Here is a 16,343-nt window from a genome sequence, read left to right on the forward strand (position 1 = left end):
AATTTGTCAATCATGAATCCATCAGCAAGTGGCTGGATAAAAAAGTTACTAAAAGAATTAGACACAAACCCTATCTGGAATCATACAGACGAGAACACCTTTTACGATATTTTAAGGGAAAGTGGCTTTATTTATGGTAGCAACGTTAAGGTTTTAAAAGACCATTTTGATGCTTCAGAATTAACCGAAGAAGAAATATGCAAAGTAAATTTTTTACTTGCTTTGAAATATATTTTTGAAGAAAACAAAACTTCTGATGTTGAATTTATTGAAAGCATTATCAATTTTTATATTGAAATCAATGCACACTCCACTTCCATATTTTCTGAAATTTTAGGCGAAAAGAAAACTGCCTCCTTACTGGAAAAAATAATTCACAAACGCATTCAAATAGATGACAATTTAATTGACAGGAGCTTTAATTATTTTATTACAAATGCTTTGCTGTTTACTGATATATTGGCCTATAAAGCATTTTTACTAACGCAGGAAATTTCAGAAAAACACATTCAGCATTTGGAATCTGCCATAGAGACCATAGTAAGGGAGGTTTTAAATTCCAAAAGCAAAAAAACAGAATACGACAACAGTTTGTTAAAGTTGGTCGACCAATCCATAAGGTACAAATCCCATAAAACACTAACATTCCAAGAAGCCTTGGAGTTTATAAATACCGATTTGGAAACTTATTATATTATGGATATTGCCTGCATGGCAACTTGGGGAGATTTAAATATTGACAAAAATGAAAAAACACTGCTTTTAAAACTTGGCGAACAACTGCAGCTTGAGCAGGTACGCATTTATAATTCCATACGCTTTATAGAGTTGTTCTATAAAAGCAATAAAGATAAAATAGCTCTATTAAGTTCTAAAAACATTGTAAAAACCTTTTATTCCAACTCGAGTAAAATGGTTAACAAACTTATTTCCAGAAACAGCAAGCGTTTGCAAAAAGAGCTTATGGAGAGTAAGGAGCTCATGGTGTTGTTGTCCAAATCCACGGTTAGGGATTTAAGCGACGAAGAACAAAAGAAAGTGCAAACACAATTGTTGGATATTTTTAAATCCATACCAAGTTTGGCCATTTTCATGCTTCCTGGGGGCGCATTGCTGCTACCTTTGGTGATTAAGTTTATTCCCAAACTCTTACCTTCGTCTTTTGATGACAATAGAATTGAGGAATAAGCCCTTACTTTACTCCAGCCAGCTTTTAAAATCCTTAACACGCTCCCTTGATACAATAACCTCTTGCTCGTTATAGGAATGCAATTTAATTTGCAAACGCGAATTGGTATAGCTAACCATATCTTTTATGGCATTGATATTTACAAAAAACGTTCTGTTAACCCTAAAAAAGGTTTCAGGTTGCAGTTCGGTTTCAAGTTGCTCCAAAGTTTGATCTATCAAATAGTTCCTGCCTTCGGTTGTGTATAGATAGGTGCCTTTATTTTCGCTGTAAACACATTCAATGTCATCAATGGGAACAAGCTTTAAATGCTGACCGACTTTTACCGAAAAACGCTTTTTGTACTCCTTGTCGTCTCTTTCTATTGGATTTACCAACAGTTTTTTAATATCGTCAAAATTTAAGGTAATAGGCTGAATGGTTTTATGTTTTGAATTGAATTTATGGATGGCTTTCTCCATTTCCTCAGCATCTATGGGTTTCAACAGGTAATCCACACTATTTAGTTTGAAGGCTTGAAGCGCGTATTCATCATAGGCAGTGGTAAAAATGATGGAAGATTTTACATCTATCAAATCGAAAATTTCAAACGATAGACCATCGCTCAGTTGAATGTCCAAAAAGATTAAATCTGGATGCTCATTCTCCTGAAACCAAGCAACGGATTCCTCCACGGAATGCAACATGGTTTCTGCTTGAATGCCTATTTTATCCAGCATTCTCTGTAAACGTCTTGCAGATGGTTTTTCGTCTTCAATAATAATGACTTTCATAGTTTATAAGGTTGATTGGTTTTAAATTAATTGTTGTGAAAAAGTTTATTTCCAGTGTTTTTTATCTTCTTCCATGAGTTGTTTTATTTTACGTTCTTCCCAGTTTTTTCCTAAAATAAAATCTGGCAAAAACACGCTTAATCCATGGACAGCCAAACCAATTCCCCAGAAAAACAAAGTAAAGAAATTTTTATATTGAAAATAGCTTTCACCAGGCTCCAAATCTTGGATATTTAGAACCACAATCATCAGGTTTACAACCACATATACCAATAAATGCACATAAAACCCTTTGATTTTTTTAACCCGCTTTTTTACACGTTCCAAGCGTTCCAGCTTTGAGAAATCCCGTTCCATGATTATTTCCATTTATTTTGATTATACGTCTCTTCTTTCTCCATAATTTCTTGAATCTTGCGTTGTTCCCAAGATTTACCGTATCCAAATACAGCAAAGGCATGAAACAGCAAGCCCATTCCCCAACCCAACATAGGGAACCAAAACCATTGAAAGCCCCATGAGGTTTGATAGTTAATAAATATTATAAAAGGTATGACAATGCAATAAGAAAGCAGGTTCCCATAAAACCCTTTAATTTCTTCTACTTGTTTTTTAGCTCTATAATAAGCGTCTTCCCTGTTGTGTTCTGATTTTGTTTCCATAATGGTAATTTGTTTTGTAAGCATAGGTATTGCAACTGCAAAACTGTCTGCTTGTTGATTGATGATAACTTTTCGTTTGGTTAATAATTGGTAGCGTTGCATGATATTACTCAACCCTACACCGCTACTCTTTTTTACTATTTGTTTTATCTGTAAATTATTTTCTACTATTAAAAGCCCGTCTTTTTCGTAAATTTTAATGTGCAACGGATTTTTTTCCGTAACCATATTGTGTTTTACGGCATTCTCCAATAAAAGCTGAAGAGATAAGGGCACCACCTTACTTTCTGGATTTGAAGCCTGTTCCGGAATATCGAAAACAATACTGTCCTCGAAGCGCATTTTTAGTAAAGACATATAGGTCTTGGCAAATTTTAGCTCTTCATCCACAGACACTAAATCCTTATTTTTTTGTTCCAGAACATAGCGATAAACTTTAGATAAGGACGTTGTAAAATCTTGTGCTTTATCTGGATTCTCTTCAATTAAGCTGGTTAAGACATTTAAACTGTTAAACAAAAAATGTGGATCCAGCTGGTTTTTTAAAGCATCGAATTTAGCTGTTTGCGTTTGTGCAACTATTTGAGATTCCTTAACTTTTTTTTCCTGGTTCTTTTTAAAGAAATAAACAGCATGAAAGGTTATTACAATACTTAAGGTAATCCACAACCCAAAGGTATAATCCCTGTAGGATTCGTTAGCCATAAAGGTTTCAAATGATTGCTTGTTGTAAAACAGCGCTGTGGCCATTCGTAAAAAAAACAAACCTACCAAAGTGAGTGCAATGGAACCAATAATACCAATAACAATACGTTTTACAGCCTCTTTTTCTTTCCAGGGATATTTCTCCAAATAATTAAAAAAATACATATTGGAATATCCCAAAACAAATGCATAAAGTTGATAGAAGGTAAAATTAATAAGCAGCTCGTTGCTGTCTTCAAATTCAAAACCACTAAAAATAGCGTTCCCAATTACAAATACTATACAGCCAATGCCAAAGGTTATTAATATATTTTTAGTGTTTCTGCTCATGATTTTTATTTACAGTCTTTTAAAATCTCTTCAGCGCGTTCTTTTCCCCATGATGGAGCAAATTTCGATTCTGGTTTAAAGGTAGCAAAAAGTTGCAAAGCTCTTTCTACATCTTTACAAAATGGTGTTGTATCCTGACCAAAATAACGTGCTCCTCCCATTTCCCAATCGGCTTTGTTCAGTACAACCCTTGGGTTGTTTGGTGCCAAAGCTTCGGCCTGTTCATACAAAGACATGATTTTTCCAGACAAGGTCATGCCGTAAGTAGCTCCATCGCTGGCTACATAAACAGTATAAAGTAAAGCTTGCAAAACCATGATCTCTGGATTGTTTTTTGAAATGGCAGTAGCGTCATTTAAAAAATTCTGTGCTTGATTTAGTTGGGCCTCCAAAACCTCTTTGTTATCCATTTTTGTAAATCCATCCAAAATCAAGGTTTCTGCTGCATAATAAGGAGGCAACCAGTTATCTGGTTCTGCATGGGCTATTCTTTCAAACATTTGTGATGCTTCAATGGGATTGGTTCCCCATAAATCGAAAGCTTTTTGCATGCCTTTTTCGTAATCGGTTTGCGCTTGTAAGTTTGCTGTAATTAAAACAACCAAACAAATTGTAAGTAATTTAAAGTGTTTCATGATTATTTGATTTTAATATTGAAACAAATATGCAAACAATAACATGGGCTTTAAAAAGAGCTTTACCGAATTGTTGATTTTTATTTCCGAATTGTAGGAAAACAAAAAAACACTCTCAAGATATTGGAAAGTGCTTGTAAAATAGGGGCTGAAAAACGTTTTTAGGTAAAGCTTATTAGTTTTGAATTTTGAAGTTTATAGGGATGCTATAGGGAACTGTTACCGGATTGCCACGTTGTAAACCAGGTTTCATTTGTGGCAACAACCCAATGATGCGTTCTGCTTCTTTTTCAAGCATTTTATCTGGTCCTCTAGATTGAATGTTGGTAATGTTTCCTTCTTTATCCACTACAAAAAGTACGATTACACGTCCATAAATACCCAATTCCAAAGCTGTTTGTGGATATTTAAAGTTTTTGGTTATGTGCTCATTTATTTTTTTACTAAAACAATCTTTTAATTCCTGATTGGTATTACCAGAACAACCAGGAAAAATTGGCACTTTTTCCACAACCGAAAAAGGCACAGATACTTCTTCTTCCACTTCTTCAACCTGGACTTCCTCTACCTCAACAATACGCTCTGCTATTTTCTCTTCTTGGTCTGTTTCTGTACTTTCAAGCACTGTTTCTTCAATGTCTTTGGTGTCTTCAACAACAGTAATGGTTTCTGGTGCTGATAGCACTGGAGGTGGTGGAGGTGGTGGAGGCATGTTCAAATCGGTAATTGGAATATCTTCTTCAAAAACATCTTCCATTTCAATGTTTTCCAATATTACTTTGGAAGTCTCAAAAGTCTTATGCTCCATGGTTAAGTATGTAAACAGCAACATGATATTTAAACCTATTGCGAAATACAAACCACTATTTCTACCAACCTCTATATTTGGGTTTTTTTTAGGTTCCATGACAAAATAATTTATAGTATTAAAGTTAACACTCTAACTTTCAAATTACTATGATATTGGTCATGTTTGGCAAAAACTACATAAAAGGGTTATTTTATAAGTTATCCAATTGATTATCGGTTCCTTTTTCACTTATGGTCCAGAAAAAACCCACAAAAAAGAATTGATCGGCTGCTGGCCTAAGAGCGTTACTTGCATAGATTCCGTTACTATCTGGTAAATCTGCATATTGGTATCCATTAATGTTTTTTAGTCCCAAGACATTATTAACGGAAAAATAAAGGATTTTTTGTTGACTGATTAAATAAGCCCAATTAAAACTTAAATTGTTGTAAGATTTGGTTTTTTGGTTTAAAAAACCCGTTTCATTTGGATTGGTGTAGGTTCTTCCAGAGGCAAAACCATAACTCAACCCAAGTTGGCTTTTCCAAGTTTCAATCCAATATTTAGTAACAACCGATAGGTTGTGCGTATTCACAAAACTTGGAACGGCTTGAACGGGATAATTTTCGTAATCCCTTTCACTGTCCAAAAAACTGTAACTTATCCAGTAATCCAGGTTTTTAATACTTTTGTTATCCCTCCAAAACAAATCGATTCCTGTGGCATAACCTGAACCCAAATTGTTGTAGTTACTGGTAAAATCAGCATATTCCGTATCGTATTTTATTAAGTTTTGGTAGTCCTTATAGAAAGCTTCTGCCCTAAAAATTTTACCATTTTTGTTTAATTGATAATTTAAAATATAATGTCTTGTTTCTTGAGCATTTAAATCTTGCTCAAATTTTAGAATATTGTTGTTTGGGTTTTGGTAAAAGTTGCCATAGGCCACAGACACCTGACTTTTAGTAGATGTTTTATATGCCAATGACACCCTTGGTGAAAGAGTCAATTCTTTAAACAACTCACTATATTCCAAACGCAAACCAGCTTTTAAAGCCAAGTTTTTTGAGAAAAACACATCTGCTTCAGAATAAGCGGAGGCAATATTATTGTTAAAACCATAAGATACATTGTTTATAAAAGGACTGTTGTAATCCTCATTAAAATTTGTTGCCAAATACTCAGCTCCAAAATTGAGTTTAAACCTGTTATTGAAACGGTGTTTCAATTTCATTTTTAAATGATAGGAATGTTCCTTGTCCTTAACATCATTGTCCATAACTTTCATCTTACTGTTGTTGTTGGTGTAGCTTAAACCTCCAAAAACTGTCCAGTTAGTACTTAAAAGCCCTTGATAAGATCCATTAACATAGAGGTTTTTATTATTGGATTTGTAATAAACCCCATCCACATAATTAATATCTTCTTGAATCAATTCGAAACCACTAGACTCAAAGGCTGAATAGAATTTAAGCATGCCATTGTTGAATTTTTTTCTAAAAACAGCTTCTCCAGAACCCCCTTGAAAAGGTTGTTTCCAATCATTTCTATCTGGAAACAATGCCACATAAGGTGCTAAATTTATATAAGCTCCATTAAGGCTCAAGGAACTGTTTTTCCATTTTTCGGTATGGCCCAAAGAAGCACCAACGCTCATAATACCAATATCGGTTTTTTCCTGTTCAGGTTCTTCTATGGTGTTTAACAACAATACAGAGGACAATGCTTGGCCATACTCTGCCGAATAGCCTCCTGTTGAAAATGTAATCCCATCAAATAAAAATGGGGAATATCTCCCTCGAGTTGGAATGTTGTTTGTGGAAGGCACGTAAGGTGTGAATACACGAATACCATCTATAAAAATTTGAGTTTCTTCTGCGTCTCCACCTCTTACAAACAAACGTCCATCTTCGGCAACAGTTGTGGTTCCTGGCAAGGTTTGCAAGGCACCAACATAATCCCCCAAAGCACTAGCTGTGGTAACCACATCCAAAGGTTTTAGTGCAGATACTTTACTGTTGTCTCCTGCTGAAAAGGTTCCTGCAGAAATAACAACTGTATCCAGAGCATTCACATCGTCACGAAGTTTAACTTCCAAATTGTTTAAGCTTGAAACCTCTTGCGTAAGCCGAAAGGTCTCGTAAGAAAGAAAAGAGATTTTTAAGCTAACCACTCCAGTTTCGTTGGTTGAAAAAGAAAACTGGCCATCGGCATCCGTTATGGTTCCATCGTAGGTTCCATCTAAATAAACATTGGCTCCCTCAATAGGTTGGTTTTTGGTATCTATTACCTTTCCTGTAATGATTGTTTGCGATATGCTTGAAGTCACTATGAAAAAGAAAAGGATGAAAAATGATAGTCTCATGAATGTAAGTTTAACTGTTCGATTTTTTTGATTGGTCATCCTAAGCATCTAGGCAAAGGAAGATTGATGGGCAAATCTCCATATAAACAAAACTTACATAAACTAAAAATGACCGAATTGTAAAAATTTTAGGATGAAATGAATATATTTGATTACAACCAAAAGAACTATGCCAACAAAAACCGAAAAATCGTTTTCCTTACTCTTTATTTTTCTTCTGGCTTTAGAAATAATTACATCAAGTTTTAAACACCTGCAAATTTTCAATTATATAGCCAAGCCAGCCTTATTGATTTCCCTTATTCTATTTTTTTGGAAACAAAGCTCTCACTTGGAAAAAAAAATAAAACTGCTAATTGTTTTGGCTTTAATATGCTCTCTTTTAGGAGATATCCTACTTATGTTCACAAACCATTCTACTTATTTTTTTATGGGTGGATTGCTTGCTTTTTTAACTGCACACATTTTTTATGTTTTGGTGTTTTTAAAACAAAGGAACAAATCAAAAAAAGGATGGGTTTTTATGGGATTGATGTTGGTTTATGGAATCCTTTTATTTTACTTTTTAAGAGATGGTTTAAACAACTTGCTGTATCCTGTAATTATTTATATGATAGTTATTTTAAGTATGGCAACAACAGCTTTTTTAAGACAGGGACAGGTTGCAAAAAACAGTTACATCTTGGTTTTTGTTGGTGCTATTTTATTTATGTTATCGGATAGTATTTTAGCCTTAAACAAATTTTATCAACCCTTGCCGTTTACAGATTTTAGTATTATGTTTACCTATGGCTTTGCCCAGCTTTTTATTGTTTTAGGGCTTCTAAAGCAACCATAGATTTTATTTATAATGCTTAATTTTATTTTTAATAATCAATGGCTTAAATAAGATACATTAAACAATTAATTTAACTTTTTAAAAGGTCTTATAATTAATCTGGCTGCTTTATCAAAATTGATATAATTATAGGTCCAATTAAAGAAAACAACCACTCTGTTTCTAAATCCTACCAAAGACATTAAGTGGACAAACATCCAAACAAACCAAGCAAAAAAACCTGCAAATTTATACGCTTTTAAATCGACCACTGCTTTGTTTCTCCCTATGGTTGCCATGGAACCTTTATCTCTATATTCAAAAGCTTTTAAAGGTTTTCCTTCTATTAATTTAATAAGATTTTTTCCCAATAATTTCCCTTGTTGAATAGCAGGTTGGGCTACTTGTGGATGTCCTTTTGGGAAGCGTTCGGTTTCCATGTAAGCAATGTCTCCAAGAGCAAAAATATTGTGGTAACCTATTACTTGGTTGTATCTGTTTACCCGATATCTGTTCGCTTTATCCACAAGCACCTCTGCATTTAAGCCTTGAATAGGGTTTCCTGTAACTCCAGCTGCCCAAATAAGGGTTTCTGTCTCTAAAATCAAACCATTATTGGTAGACACCACCAAACCATTATAATCTTTTACAAACGTGTTACAATGGACAATCACTCCCAGTTTTTCTAAAAATTCCAAGGCCTTTTTAGAAGCATGTTCGCTCATGGGTGGCAAAACCCTTGAACTTCCTTCCAACAAATGTATTTGCATGTCCTTGGCATTCAAATCGTGATAATCCCTAGGAAGGATGTGGTTTTTTAATTCGGCAATGGCTCCAGCAAGCTCTACTCCAGTTGGGCCTCCTCCCACTATCACAAAGTTAAGCAAGGCTTCACGTTCTTCCATGGAACTGGCAATAGTGGCTTTTTCAAAATTTTGAAGTATAAGACTTCTTATATTCAAGGCTTGAGGCACGTTTTTCATTGGCATGCTATTGGTTTCAATAGCTTTGTTTCCAAAATAATTGGTCTTGGTACCAGTTGCAATCACCAAATAATCGTAAGAAAGGGAGCCAATATCAGTAATAAGCTGTTGGCTTTTTGGGTCTATGGTTGAAACTTCAGCTAAACGAAAAAAAATGTTATCGTGCTTTTTAATAATTTTACGTAATGGATAGGCTATGGAGTCTGGTTCCAAACCCGAGGAAGATACTTGATATAACAAAGGCTGAAATGTATGGTAATTGCGCTTGTCCAAAAGAACTATTTGCACCTTTTTGTTGGCAAATTGTTTTACCAAACTGACACCTGCAAAACCACCACCAACAATTACGATTCGAGGATGATTGGATTTTGGAATATTCATAGGAATGTAGAAAAATTTCTCTTACAAAGATACAATAAACACAAGTTAAAGACTATTTTTAAAGATTGTTTTGAGAATTTGTAACAAATTATAAAAACTGCTACTTATAGTGTAACTAAACCACCAATTTGAATAAAGAGTTAGAACATAGCTTTGTTGAAGAATTAGAGAAAAATCAGAACATTGTGCACAAGGTTTGTAGGATCTATACCAACAACCAAGAAGCACATAACGATTTATTCCAAGAAATTACCATTCAGCTCTGGAAAGCCTATCCTAAGTTTCGAGGCGACTCAAAATTTAGCACTTGGATGTATCGTGTTGGCTTGAACACAGCCATTACCTTATACAGAAAACGTAAGCGATCCATAAAAACTGAAACTTTTGATGCTTTTCAATACAAAATAAAATCGGAACCTTACGACGATACGGAAGAAGAGCAATTGAAATTACTATACAAAGCTGTACACCAATTAAACGACATTGAAAAAGCGCTTGTTTTTCTTTATTTAGAAGACAAAAGCTATAAAGAAATAAGTGAAACAATAGGAATTAGCGAAGTTAATGCACGTGTGAAAATGAATCGTGTTAAAACCAAACTAAGAACTATTTTAAATCCGTAAGCATATGGATGAATTAGAATTATTAAAGAAAGACTGGAAGAAAAATGAAGATACCAAGTATCCAAAACTTTCATACAAAGAAATATATGGCATGATTTTAAAGAAATCCTCTTCTATTGTGAAATGGATTTTTATCATAAGTATTTTAGAATTTGCCTTTTGGACCCTAATCTCTTTCGCTTTTAAAAACACAGAATACAACAAACGTTTTGAGAGTTATCATGCCGAAAACATCATGATACCATTTCTTATTTTAGGCTATATTATTTTGGGGTATTTTTTCTATAAGTTTTACATGAACTACAGAACCATTTCTGCTACAGACAGTGCCAAAATATTAATGGAAAACATTTTAAAAACCAGACGAACCGTAAAACAATATGTTGGCTTTAATTTAATTTATTTGGCTCTTTCTGCTTTTATAGCATTGGGTGTGCAATTTGATCGGGATGAAGAAATGATTTCTTTGGTAGAAAAAGCTTCAGCCAATGGAGAAATATTTAAGTTTTATGCCGTAACCATTATTTTAACCCTTGTTTTTTTAGGATTGTTAATAGCCATTATATTAGGCTTTTATTATTTAATTTATGGGATTTTATTAAAACGGCTTAACCGAAATTACAGGGAATTAAAAAAACTGGAAGTCTAGCTTAATAGTCGTCTTCCAAACGCCATTTCCTTAATTTGTTAAGTTCTTCCTGAGCTTCTATTTCCTCTCTTGGAATAACTTTTAAAAAAGATGGATGCTGTTCTATAGCATATTCTATCTTTTCCACAATTTCAGCTATGCTTTCATTCTCGTAATCAATTTCCAAAGGTTCCTTAATTTCAAATGTCTGCAAAATGTTTTTCTTTTTCACACGAAGTCCTTTTTTATCAAAAGAGCGTCTAAAACCGTCAATTACAATAGGCACCACAACGGGCTTGTAATGTTTGATAATATGCGCTGTTCCTTTTCTAATGGGCTTGAAAGGTGTTGTGGTCCCTTGAGGGAAGGTAATTACCCAACCATCGTCCAGGGCTTTTTTAATGTTAGATATATCGCTCATCTTCACTTGCCTGTTTACATCTTCGCCCTTAGACCTCCAAGTACGCTCTATACTTATTGATCCTGCATAGGCCAAAATTTTAGGCAACAAACCAGATTTCATGGTTTCTTTGGCAGCCACATAGTAAATATTCAATTTAGGATTCCACAAGTACCCAATGTTTTTAATATTGTCTTCCCTGTTGCTTAAACTGGCATTGAATACATGGAACATGGCAACCACATCTGCAAAATATGTTTGGTGATTGGATATAAAAAGCACATTTTTATCCGGTAGGCTTTTTATAATTTCAGAACCTTCAATTTGAAGTTCGTTAAATCCTCTAAATCTTCTATGGGACAAGGAACCTATGATTCTTATAACCCATTTTTTTATAAAAAGTATATGTCCGAAAGGATTTCTTTTAAATAATCCCATAATCTTTTTCAATGTTAGGAAACACAAAGGTAATAAATCTGAGCCTTTACATAAGTTGTTTTAACAAGTCTTTTATTTCGCTTAACATCATGGCAGTTGCTCCCCAAACTATGTGTCCGTTTAAATTGAAGGCTGGAACAGCCACCTCCAAACTGTAAGAAGTTGAAACTGTTTTTGTAACCACATTTTCCTCGTTTATAAAATCCCTTAAATCTATTTCAATTATAGCTTCAACCTCCTCATCCTGTTTTAAAAATTTTGGTGTATTCCTGGAAATCCCTATATAAGGTTGCACAAAAAAATTACTTGGAGGAATATAAACTTGAGTGAGCTCCCTTAAAACTTCTATACAATGATGTGGCACACCTATTTCTTCAAAAGTTTCCCTTACAGCTGCTTCTTTTAACGATGCATCCGAAGCCTCCAGTTTACCTCCTGGAAAACCAACCTGTGCCGAATGAACCCCATTATAGGTTTTACGCAATATAAGCACCAAGTTGGTCTGTTTGCTATTGTTAGGGTAAAACAAGGCCATGACTCCAGCTTTTTTGGCATGTTTCATAACATGTCTTTGTTTTTTCTGCAAGATATCCCTAAAAGGAGGAGACATTTTTAACTGAGATGGTTCGGCTGGAAGTGGTATATTTTCTATTTTTGAAATGAGTTTGCAAAATTCATCAAATTCCATGGTTCTTTTTTTTTCGTATAAAACCTAAAAGCATCAATATATTAATCAATTTTAAAAAAATACAAACGTCTTTATGAGATCTATCTTTCTAGTGCTGTTAAGTTTTTTATTACTGAATTGTGAAGATAAACATTCTGGCAAAAAAACAAATAACACTTTAAAAGAAACCACACAAACCACCAAGGATTCCATTGCTGAAAATGAAGTTGCAGTTGAACCTGAAACCAATATTGAAGGCGAAGACAACAACCGTTTAACAGACGAAAATGCCATGGAGTTTTTTCTTCAATACGAAAAAGAAAACCCAGAAAACAAAGTTCGCATTACCACAACTTTTGGAGACATAGATATTTTGCTGTTTAACGAAACAAAATTCCATAGAGCCAATTTTATTTTCTTGACCAAACAAGGTTATTTTAACGGCACCCAGTTTTATAGGGTTATCGATAATTTTATAGTTCAAGCAGGAAACTCCGACGATCCCAAAGTCTCAAAAAAACGCAATGAAATTGGCAGGTATTTATTGCCCACAGACACAAAGAGAGGTTTTAAGCATGATAGAGGCGTTATAAGCATGCCAAGCAGTGAGATTGACAATCCGTACAAACTGGCTTCTCCATTTGAGTTTTTTATAGTGCAACAGAAAGGTGGAGCGCATCATTTGGATGGCGATTATACCATTTTTGGAAAAGTTATCAAGGGCATGGATGTTGTGGATACCATTGCAAAACAAAAAACCGATGAAGGCGATTGGCCCTTTCACAATATCTATATTGAAAAAGTAGAGATTATTGAGTAATCTTGAAACTGAAATTGAAATCAGGATCAAACTAGATTCTTTAAGCGTGTTACTGTTCTTCCTTATAGAGAGTTGGCAAACTTATTTTAAATCTTATGGCCAAAAGCCTAACCAATATTACAATCAATCCTGCTATTACAAAAGCCAAATCGATATCTATAGGCAGTTTTTTTATCAAAAAGTATGAAAATCCACCAAGAATACATGCAGTGGCGTAAATTTCCTTTCTAAAAATAACTGGAATCTCGTTACATAAAATATCCCTAATAACACCTCCAAAACAGGCAGACATGGTCCCTAAAGACACACAAATAATTGGGTTCAATCCGGCCGAAATGCCTTTCTCCACACCCACAACTGTATACAGTCCAATTCCAATGGTATCAAACAGCAATAAAGAGGTTCTTAAATAATCTATTTTTTTTCTAAAAACAATGGCAAACACAGTAGATGCCAATATTACATAGGTATAGGTCATGTTTTTCATCCAACTCACAGGTGTATCACCAATAAGCACGTCCCTTAAGGTTCCTCCTCCTACTGCTGTAACAAAAGCAATTATTAAGATACCAAATGGATCCATCCTTTTGTTTAGAGCCACCAAAACGCCCGAAATAGAAAAAGCAATGGTTCCCAATATATCTATGGTATAAAACATCTTAATTTATTTATACATTTATTAAGTGGACAAAATAAAGACAATTGAGTGCCATTTAAAAGGTTTCCTCCAAAAATATGAATGAAAAGAACTTACTTAAAACAATTCAGTTTCAAGAAATGACATTTCAGTATATAAATTTAGGGTTACAAAAAAATAAAACAGACATTTGACATGTATTAATCAACAAAACAAACATTAAAATGAAAACACTAACACTGATTGTCTCACTTCTTTTAACATGCTCTTTTATTCAAGCTCAAGACAGTTTAAAATCTTATCATATTACCGTAAAGATTGATAATGCGTTAAGCGACAATGGCAGTATGTTGTTTGGATTGCACAACGAAAGCACTTTTATGAAAGGCAAAAGCCTCCATAACATGAAAAGCGCCATAACAGATGGGAAAGCCATGGTGACCTTTGAAAATGTAACTCCAGGAACTTATGCTGTTATGGTGTTTCATGATGCCAACAATAATGAGAAAATGGATTTTGACACCACTGGAATGCCCATGGAATCCTATGGTATGTCCAACAATCCTATGTTAATGGGCCCACCAAATTTTGCAGATGCCAAATTTGTTTTGGAAGATGAAAACTTAGAATTACTTATTAGATTATAAACGGCAACTTATTGCAATATAAAAAGCGACCATAACTATAAGTTAAGGTCGCTTTTAGTTGCTATCAATTAATTTGTGGATTTATACTGTTTCTCCCAACCAAGCTTTCATCATCCAAACCGTTTTTTCCTGTTCGGTAATAAAGTCGCTCATCATGGAGTTTGTTCCCTCATCGTTGGTTTCTCCAGACTTATCAAGTATATCGCGTTCAATTTGAAGTAATTCCGATAAAGAATCCACGATCAAACGTACAGCTTTTTCGTCTTGGGATACATTTTTACCAACTGGTACTTTTGCCAATTTTGAATAATCTTCAAAGGTGTGCAAAGGAGTTTCGCCCAAGGTTAAAATCCTTTCGGCAATTTCATCAACTTTCACATTGGCATCTGTGTACAGTTCTTCAAACTTAACATGTAAATCAAAGAATCGTTTTCCTTTAATATTCCAATGAATACCTCTTAAATTTTGATAATAAATTTGGAAATTGGCCAGTAAGCCATTTAAGTCATTTGCTAAATCTTTAGCCTTATTTTGATTTAATCCTATACTGTTTAGTGTCATAATACAATCTGTTTTTAATATTTACTCAAATTTACATCATAAATAATGTTATTTATCATAAATTTTATTGATAGATTTTATATTTTTATAGTCTAAATTGATACTTATGACGATCACTCAATTATACTACGTGTTAGCTGTTGCAGAAAACAAAAATTTCACAAAAGCTGCTGAAAAATGTTTTGTGACTCAACCAACATTAAGCATGCAAATTCAAAAACTGGAAGACGAACTGGACATTCTAATTTTTGATAGAAGCAAAAAGCCCATAGAATTAACGGAAGTTGGTAAAAAAATAGTGACTCAGGCCAAAAATATTGTAAACGAGTCTTATAGGATTCAAGATATTGTAGATCAACAAAAAGGGTTTATTGGAGGGGAATTTAAACTGGGCATTATACCAACCATTATGCCTACGCTTTTGCCTATGTTTTTAAAGACTTTTATAAAAAAATACCCAAAAATTAAACTCAAAATAGAAGAGCTGACCACCGAAGAAATAATTTCCAGGTTGAATGAAGGCCATTTAGATGCCGCTATTGCTGCCACACCTTTGGAAATAGAGACCATTAAAGAGCGTGTGCTTTATTTTGAACCATTTGTAGCTTACATTACAGAGCATCATAGATTGCACAGCAAACAAAAAATAAGCACCTCGGATTTGGATATTGAAGATATGCTACTCTTGGAAGATGGCCATTGTTTTAGGGATGGTGTAATAAATTTATGCAAAACATTTAAAAACCAAGTGGACACAAACTTTCAACTGGAAAGTGGTAGTATTGAAACACTAGTTAAACTTTCCAACGAAGGTTTAGGGATGACCTTGCTTCCTTATTTACATACTTTGGATTTAAATGAAAAAGCCAAACAAAACCTACATTATTTTAACGAACCAAGTCCTGCCAGGGAAGTGAGCATCCTGTATCATAAAAGTGAATTAAAGATGCAAATTATTGAAGCCATGCAGAGCGTAATTTCTGGTATTATTAGAGGCGCCATTGCCTTTCAAAACGTTGAAATTATCAGTCCGCTACCAAAATAAATAGTTTTGTCATTTTTCTATAGAAGTTAGAACAACCATCTAATAGCTGTAGTCTGCAACTTTTGGAAGTCTGTAACATATTTATTTTGTTTTCCAGAAAAAAACAATCTGAGCTTTTTTCAGATGGTTGCCTTTTGGATAATCTAATGCGACATAATAAAAATTCATTGCAAACTATCATAACATCAATACAGGTATTACAATTTTCAAAAAAAAAAAAAAAAAAAAAAAAAAAAAAAAAAAAAAA

General features: G+C 34.0%; 18 protein-coding genes. 7 read left to right on the forward strand and 11 right to left on the reverse strand.

All coding sequences use genetic code 11. The features are described from left to right. The first annotated feature begins 12 nt into the window (after nucleotides 1–12). The gene (locus D778_RS13695; RefSeq protein ID WP_007651756.1) at nucleotides 13–1,188 is read left to right on the forward strand and encodes an LETM1-related biofilm-associated protein; all 1,176 of its coding nucleotides are present in this window, start codon (nucleotides 13–15) and stop codon (nucleotides 1,186–1,188) included. A gap of 9 nt (nucleotides 1,189–1,197) precedes the next feature. On the opposite strand, the gene D778_RS13700 is transcribed toward D778_RS13695, so the two are convergent. The 6 genes from D778_RS13700 to D778_RS13725 all read right to left on the reverse strand — a co-directional run bounded on the left by D778_RS13700 (nucleotide 1,198) and on the right by D778_RS13725 (nucleotide 7,449). After that, a complete protein-coding gene (locus D778_RS13700; RefSeq protein ID WP_007651758.1) occupies nucleotides 1,198–1,962 on the reverse strand; it encodes a LytR/AlgR family response regulator transcription factor in 765 nt (254 codons plus the stop codon). A 45-nt stretch (nucleotides 1,963–2,007) separates the two neighbouring features. Further along, nucleotides 2,008–2,331 (reverse strand): 2TM domain-containing protein, encoded by a 324-nt coding sequence (locus D778_RS13705; RefSeq protein WP_238307694.1) that lies wholly within the window; start codon nucleotides 2,329–2,331, stop codon nucleotides 2,008–2,010. Next, nucleotides 2,322–3,659, reverse strand: a complete 1,338-nt coding sequence (locus D778_RS13710; RefSeq protein WP_007651763.1) for a 2TM domain-containing protein — start codon at nucleotides 3,657–3,659, stop codon at nucleotides 2,322–2,324. Before D778_RS13710 ends, D778_RS13705 begins: the two co-directional genes overlap by 10 nt. A 5-nt stretch (nucleotides 3,660–3,664) precedes the next feature. After that, entirely contained in the window at nucleotides 3,665–4,294 is a 630-nt protein-coding gene (locus tag D778_RS13715) for a hypothetical protein (RefSeq protein ID WP_007651770.1), read from the reverse strand. A gap of 175 nt (nucleotides 4,295–4,469) precedes the next feature. Beyond that, nucleotides 4,470–5,201 (reverse strand): energy transducer TonB, encoded by a 732-nt coding sequence (locus tag D778_RS13720; protein ID WP_007651773.1) that lies wholly within the window; start codon nucleotides 5,199–5,201, stop codon nucleotides 4,470–4,472. A gap of 94 nt (nucleotides 5,202–5,295) precedes the next feature. Further along, entirely contained in the window at nucleotides 5,296–7,449 is a 2,154-nt protein-coding gene (locus D778_RS13725; protein ID WP_007651776.1) for a TonB-dependent receptor, read from the reverse strand. A gap of 169 nt (nucleotides 7,450–7,618) precedes the next feature. Between D778_RS13725 and D778_RS13730 the strand changes: the two genes are divergently transcribed. Further along, nucleotides 7,619–8,287 (forward strand): lysoplasmalogenase, encoded by a 669-nt coding sequence (locus D778_RS13730; protein ID WP_007651778.1) that lies wholly within the window; start codon nucleotides 7,619–7,621, stop codon nucleotides 8,285–8,287. Nucleotides 8,288–8,352: 65 nt separating this feature from the next. On the opposite strand, the gene D778_RS13735 is transcribed toward D778_RS13730, so the two are convergent. Then, complete coding sequence (locus D778_RS13735; RefSeq protein ID WP_007651781.1) at nucleotides 8,353–9,630, reverse strand: NAD(P)/FAD-dependent oxidoreductase; 1,278 nt, start codon at nucleotides 9,628–9,630, stop codon at nucleotides 8,353–8,355. A gap of 128 nt (nucleotides 9,631–9,758) precedes the next feature. Here D778_RS13735 and D778_RS13740 point away from each other — a divergent pair, with 128 nt between their 5' ends. Together D778_RS13740 and D778_RS13745 are read left to right on the forward strand one after the other, a co-directional pair. Then, on the forward strand, nucleotides 9,759–10,253 hold the full coding sequence (locus D778_RS13740; RefSeq protein ID WP_007651783.1) for an RNA polymerase sigma factor: 495 nt from the start codon (nucleotides 9,759–9,761) through the stop codon (nucleotides 10,251–10,253). Between the two features lie 4 nt (nucleotides 10,254–10,257). Beyond that, nucleotides 10,258–10,902 carry a hypothetical protein gene (locus D778_RS13745; protein WP_007651784.1) on the forward strand — a complete coding sequence of 215 codons (645 nt, stop codon included), beginning with the start codon at nucleotides 10,258–10,260 and terminating at the stop codon, nucleotides 10,900–10,902. Nucleotide 10,903: 1 nt separating this feature from the next. On the opposite strand, the gene D778_RS13750 is transcribed toward D778_RS13745, so the two are convergent. Together D778_RS13750 and D778_RS13755 are read right to left on the reverse strand one after the other, a co-directional pair. Beyond that, nucleotides 10,904–11,719: a lysophospholipid acyltransferase family protein gene (locus D778_RS13750; protein ID WP_007651786.1), complete on the reverse strand. Its 816-nt coding sequence runs from the start codon at nucleotides 11,717–11,719 to the stop codon at nucleotides 10,904–10,906. Nucleotides 11,720–11,765: 46 nt separating this feature from the next. Further along, nucleotides 11,766–12,407 carry an NUDIX hydrolase gene (locus D778_RS13755; RefSeq protein ID WP_007651788.1) on the reverse strand — a complete coding sequence of 214 codons (642 nt, stop codon included), beginning with the start codon at nucleotides 12,405–12,407 and terminating at the stop codon, nucleotides 11,766–11,768. Nucleotides 12,408–12,480: 73 nt separating this feature from the next. Between D778_RS13755 and D778_RS13760 the strand changes: the two genes are divergently transcribed. Continuing rightward, a complete protein-coding gene (locus tag D778_RS13760) occupies nucleotides 12,481–13,206 on the forward strand; it encodes a peptidylprolyl isomerase (protein ID WP_040492655.1) in 726 nt (241 codons plus the stop codon). A 49-nt stretch (nucleotides 13,207–13,255) separates the two neighbouring features. Here the strand turns inward: D778_RS13760 and D778_RS13765 are convergent, their stop codons facing one another. Beyond that, nucleotides 13,256–13,864 (reverse strand): trimeric intracellular cation channel family protein, encoded by a 609-nt coding sequence (locus tag D778_RS13765; RefSeq protein WP_007651792.1) that lies wholly within the window; start codon nucleotides 13,862–13,864, stop codon nucleotides 13,256–13,258. 203 nt (nucleotides 13,865–14,067) lie between these two features. Here D778_RS13765 and D778_RS13770 point away from each other — a divergent pair, with 203 nt between their 5' ends. Then, entirely contained in the window at nucleotides 14,068–14,490 is a 423-nt protein-coding gene (locus D778_RS13770) for a DUF2141 domain-containing protein (protein ID WP_007651793.1), read from the forward strand. 81 nt (nucleotides 14,491–14,571) lie between these two features. Here the strand turns inward: D778_RS13770 and D778_RS13775 are convergent, their stop codons facing one another. After that, on the reverse strand, nucleotides 14,572–15,051 hold the full coding sequence (locus D778_RS13775) for a Dps family protein (protein WP_007651794.1): 480 nt from the start codon (nucleotides 15,049–15,051) through the stop codon (nucleotides 14,572–14,574). 106 nt (nucleotides 15,052–15,157) lie between these two features. On the opposite strand from D778_RS13775, the gene D778_RS13780 reads away from it, so the two are divergent. After that, nucleotides 15,158–16,096: a LysR substrate-binding domain-containing protein gene (locus tag D778_RS13780; RefSeq protein WP_040492657.1), complete on the forward strand. Its 939-nt coding sequence runs from the start codon at nucleotides 15,158–15,160 to the stop codon at nucleotides 16,094–16,096. The last annotated feature ends 247 nt before the right edge of the window (nucleotides 16,097–16,343 follow it).

This window comes from Xanthomarina gelatinilytica (genome assembly GCF_000348685.1).
Classification (GTDB): domain Bacteria; phylum Bacteroidota; class Bacteroidia; order Flavobacteriales; family Flavobacteriaceae; genus Xanthomarina; species Xanthomarina gelatinilytica.

What these genes read in the sequence shown, in the direction of transcription:
- D778_RS13695 (WP_007651756.1), top strand. Translation starts at nt 13, where the DNA reads ATGAATCCATCAGCAAGTGGCTGGATAAAAAAGTTACTAAAAGAATTA.
- D778_RS13700 (WP_007651758.1), bottom strand. Translation starts at nt 1,962, where the DNA reads ATGAAAGTCATTATTATTGAAGACGAAAAACCATCTGCAAGACGTTTA.
- D778_RS13705 (WP_238307694.1), bottom strand. Translation starts at nt 2,331, where the DNA reads ATGGAAATAATCATGGAACGGGATTTCTCAAAGCTGGAACGCTTGGAA.
- D778_RS13710 (WP_007651763.1), bottom strand. Translation starts at nt 3,659, where the DNA reads ATGAGCAGAAACACTAAAAATATATTAATAACCTTTGGCATTGGCTGT.
- D778_RS13715 (WP_007651770.1), bottom strand. Translation starts at nt 4,294, where the DNA reads ATGAAACACTTTAAATTACTTACAATTTGTTTGGTTGTTTTAATTACA.
- D778_RS13720 (WP_007651773.1), bottom strand. Translation starts at nt 5,201, where the DNA reads ATGGAACCTAAAAAAAACCCAAATATAGAGGTTGGTAGAAATAGTGGT.
- D778_RS13725 (WP_007651776.1), bottom strand. Translation starts at nt 7,449, where the DNA reads ATGAGACTATCATTTTTCATCCTTTTCTTTTTCATAGTGACTTCAAGC.
- D778_RS13730 (WP_007651778.1), top strand. Translation starts at nt 7,619, where the DNA reads ATGCCAACAAAAACCGAAAAATCGTTTTCCTTACTCTTTATTTTTCTT.
- D778_RS13735 (WP_007651781.1), bottom strand. Translation starts at nt 9,630, where the DNA reads ATGAATATTCCAAAATCCAATCATCCTCGAATCGTAATTGTTGGTGGT.
- D778_RS13745 (WP_007651784.1), top strand. Translation starts at nt 10,258, where the DNA reads ATGGATGAATTAGAATTATTAAAGAAAGACTGGAAGAAAAATGAAGAT.
- D778_RS13750 (WP_007651786.1), bottom strand. Translation starts at nt 11,719, where the DNA reads ATGGGATTATTTAAAAGAAATCCTTTCGGACATATACTTTTTATAAAA.
- D778_RS13755 (WP_007651788.1), bottom strand. Translation starts at nt 12,407, where the DNA reads ATGGAATTTGATGAATTTTGCAAACTCATTTCAAAAATAGAAAATATA.
- D778_RS13760 (WP_040492655.1), top strand. Translation starts at nt 12,481, where the DNA reads ATGAGATCTATCTTTCTAGTGCTGTTAAGTTTTTTATTACTGAATTGT.
- D778_RS13765 (WP_007651792.1), bottom strand. Translation starts at nt 13,864, where the DNA reads ATGTTTTATACCATAGATATATTGGGAACCATTGCTTTTTCTATTTCG.
- D778_RS13770 (WP_007651793.1), top strand. Translation starts at nt 14,068, where the DNA reads ATGAAAACACTAACACTGATTGTCTCACTTCTTTTAACATGCTCTTTT.
- D778_RS13775 (WP_007651794.1), bottom strand. Translation starts at nt 15,051, where the DNA reads ATGACACTAAACAGTATAGGATTAAATCAAAATAAGGCTAAAGATTTA.
- D778_RS13780 (WP_040492657.1), top strand. Translation starts at nt 15,158, where the DNA reads ATGACGATCACTCAATTATACTACGTGTTAGCTGTTGCAGAAAACAAA.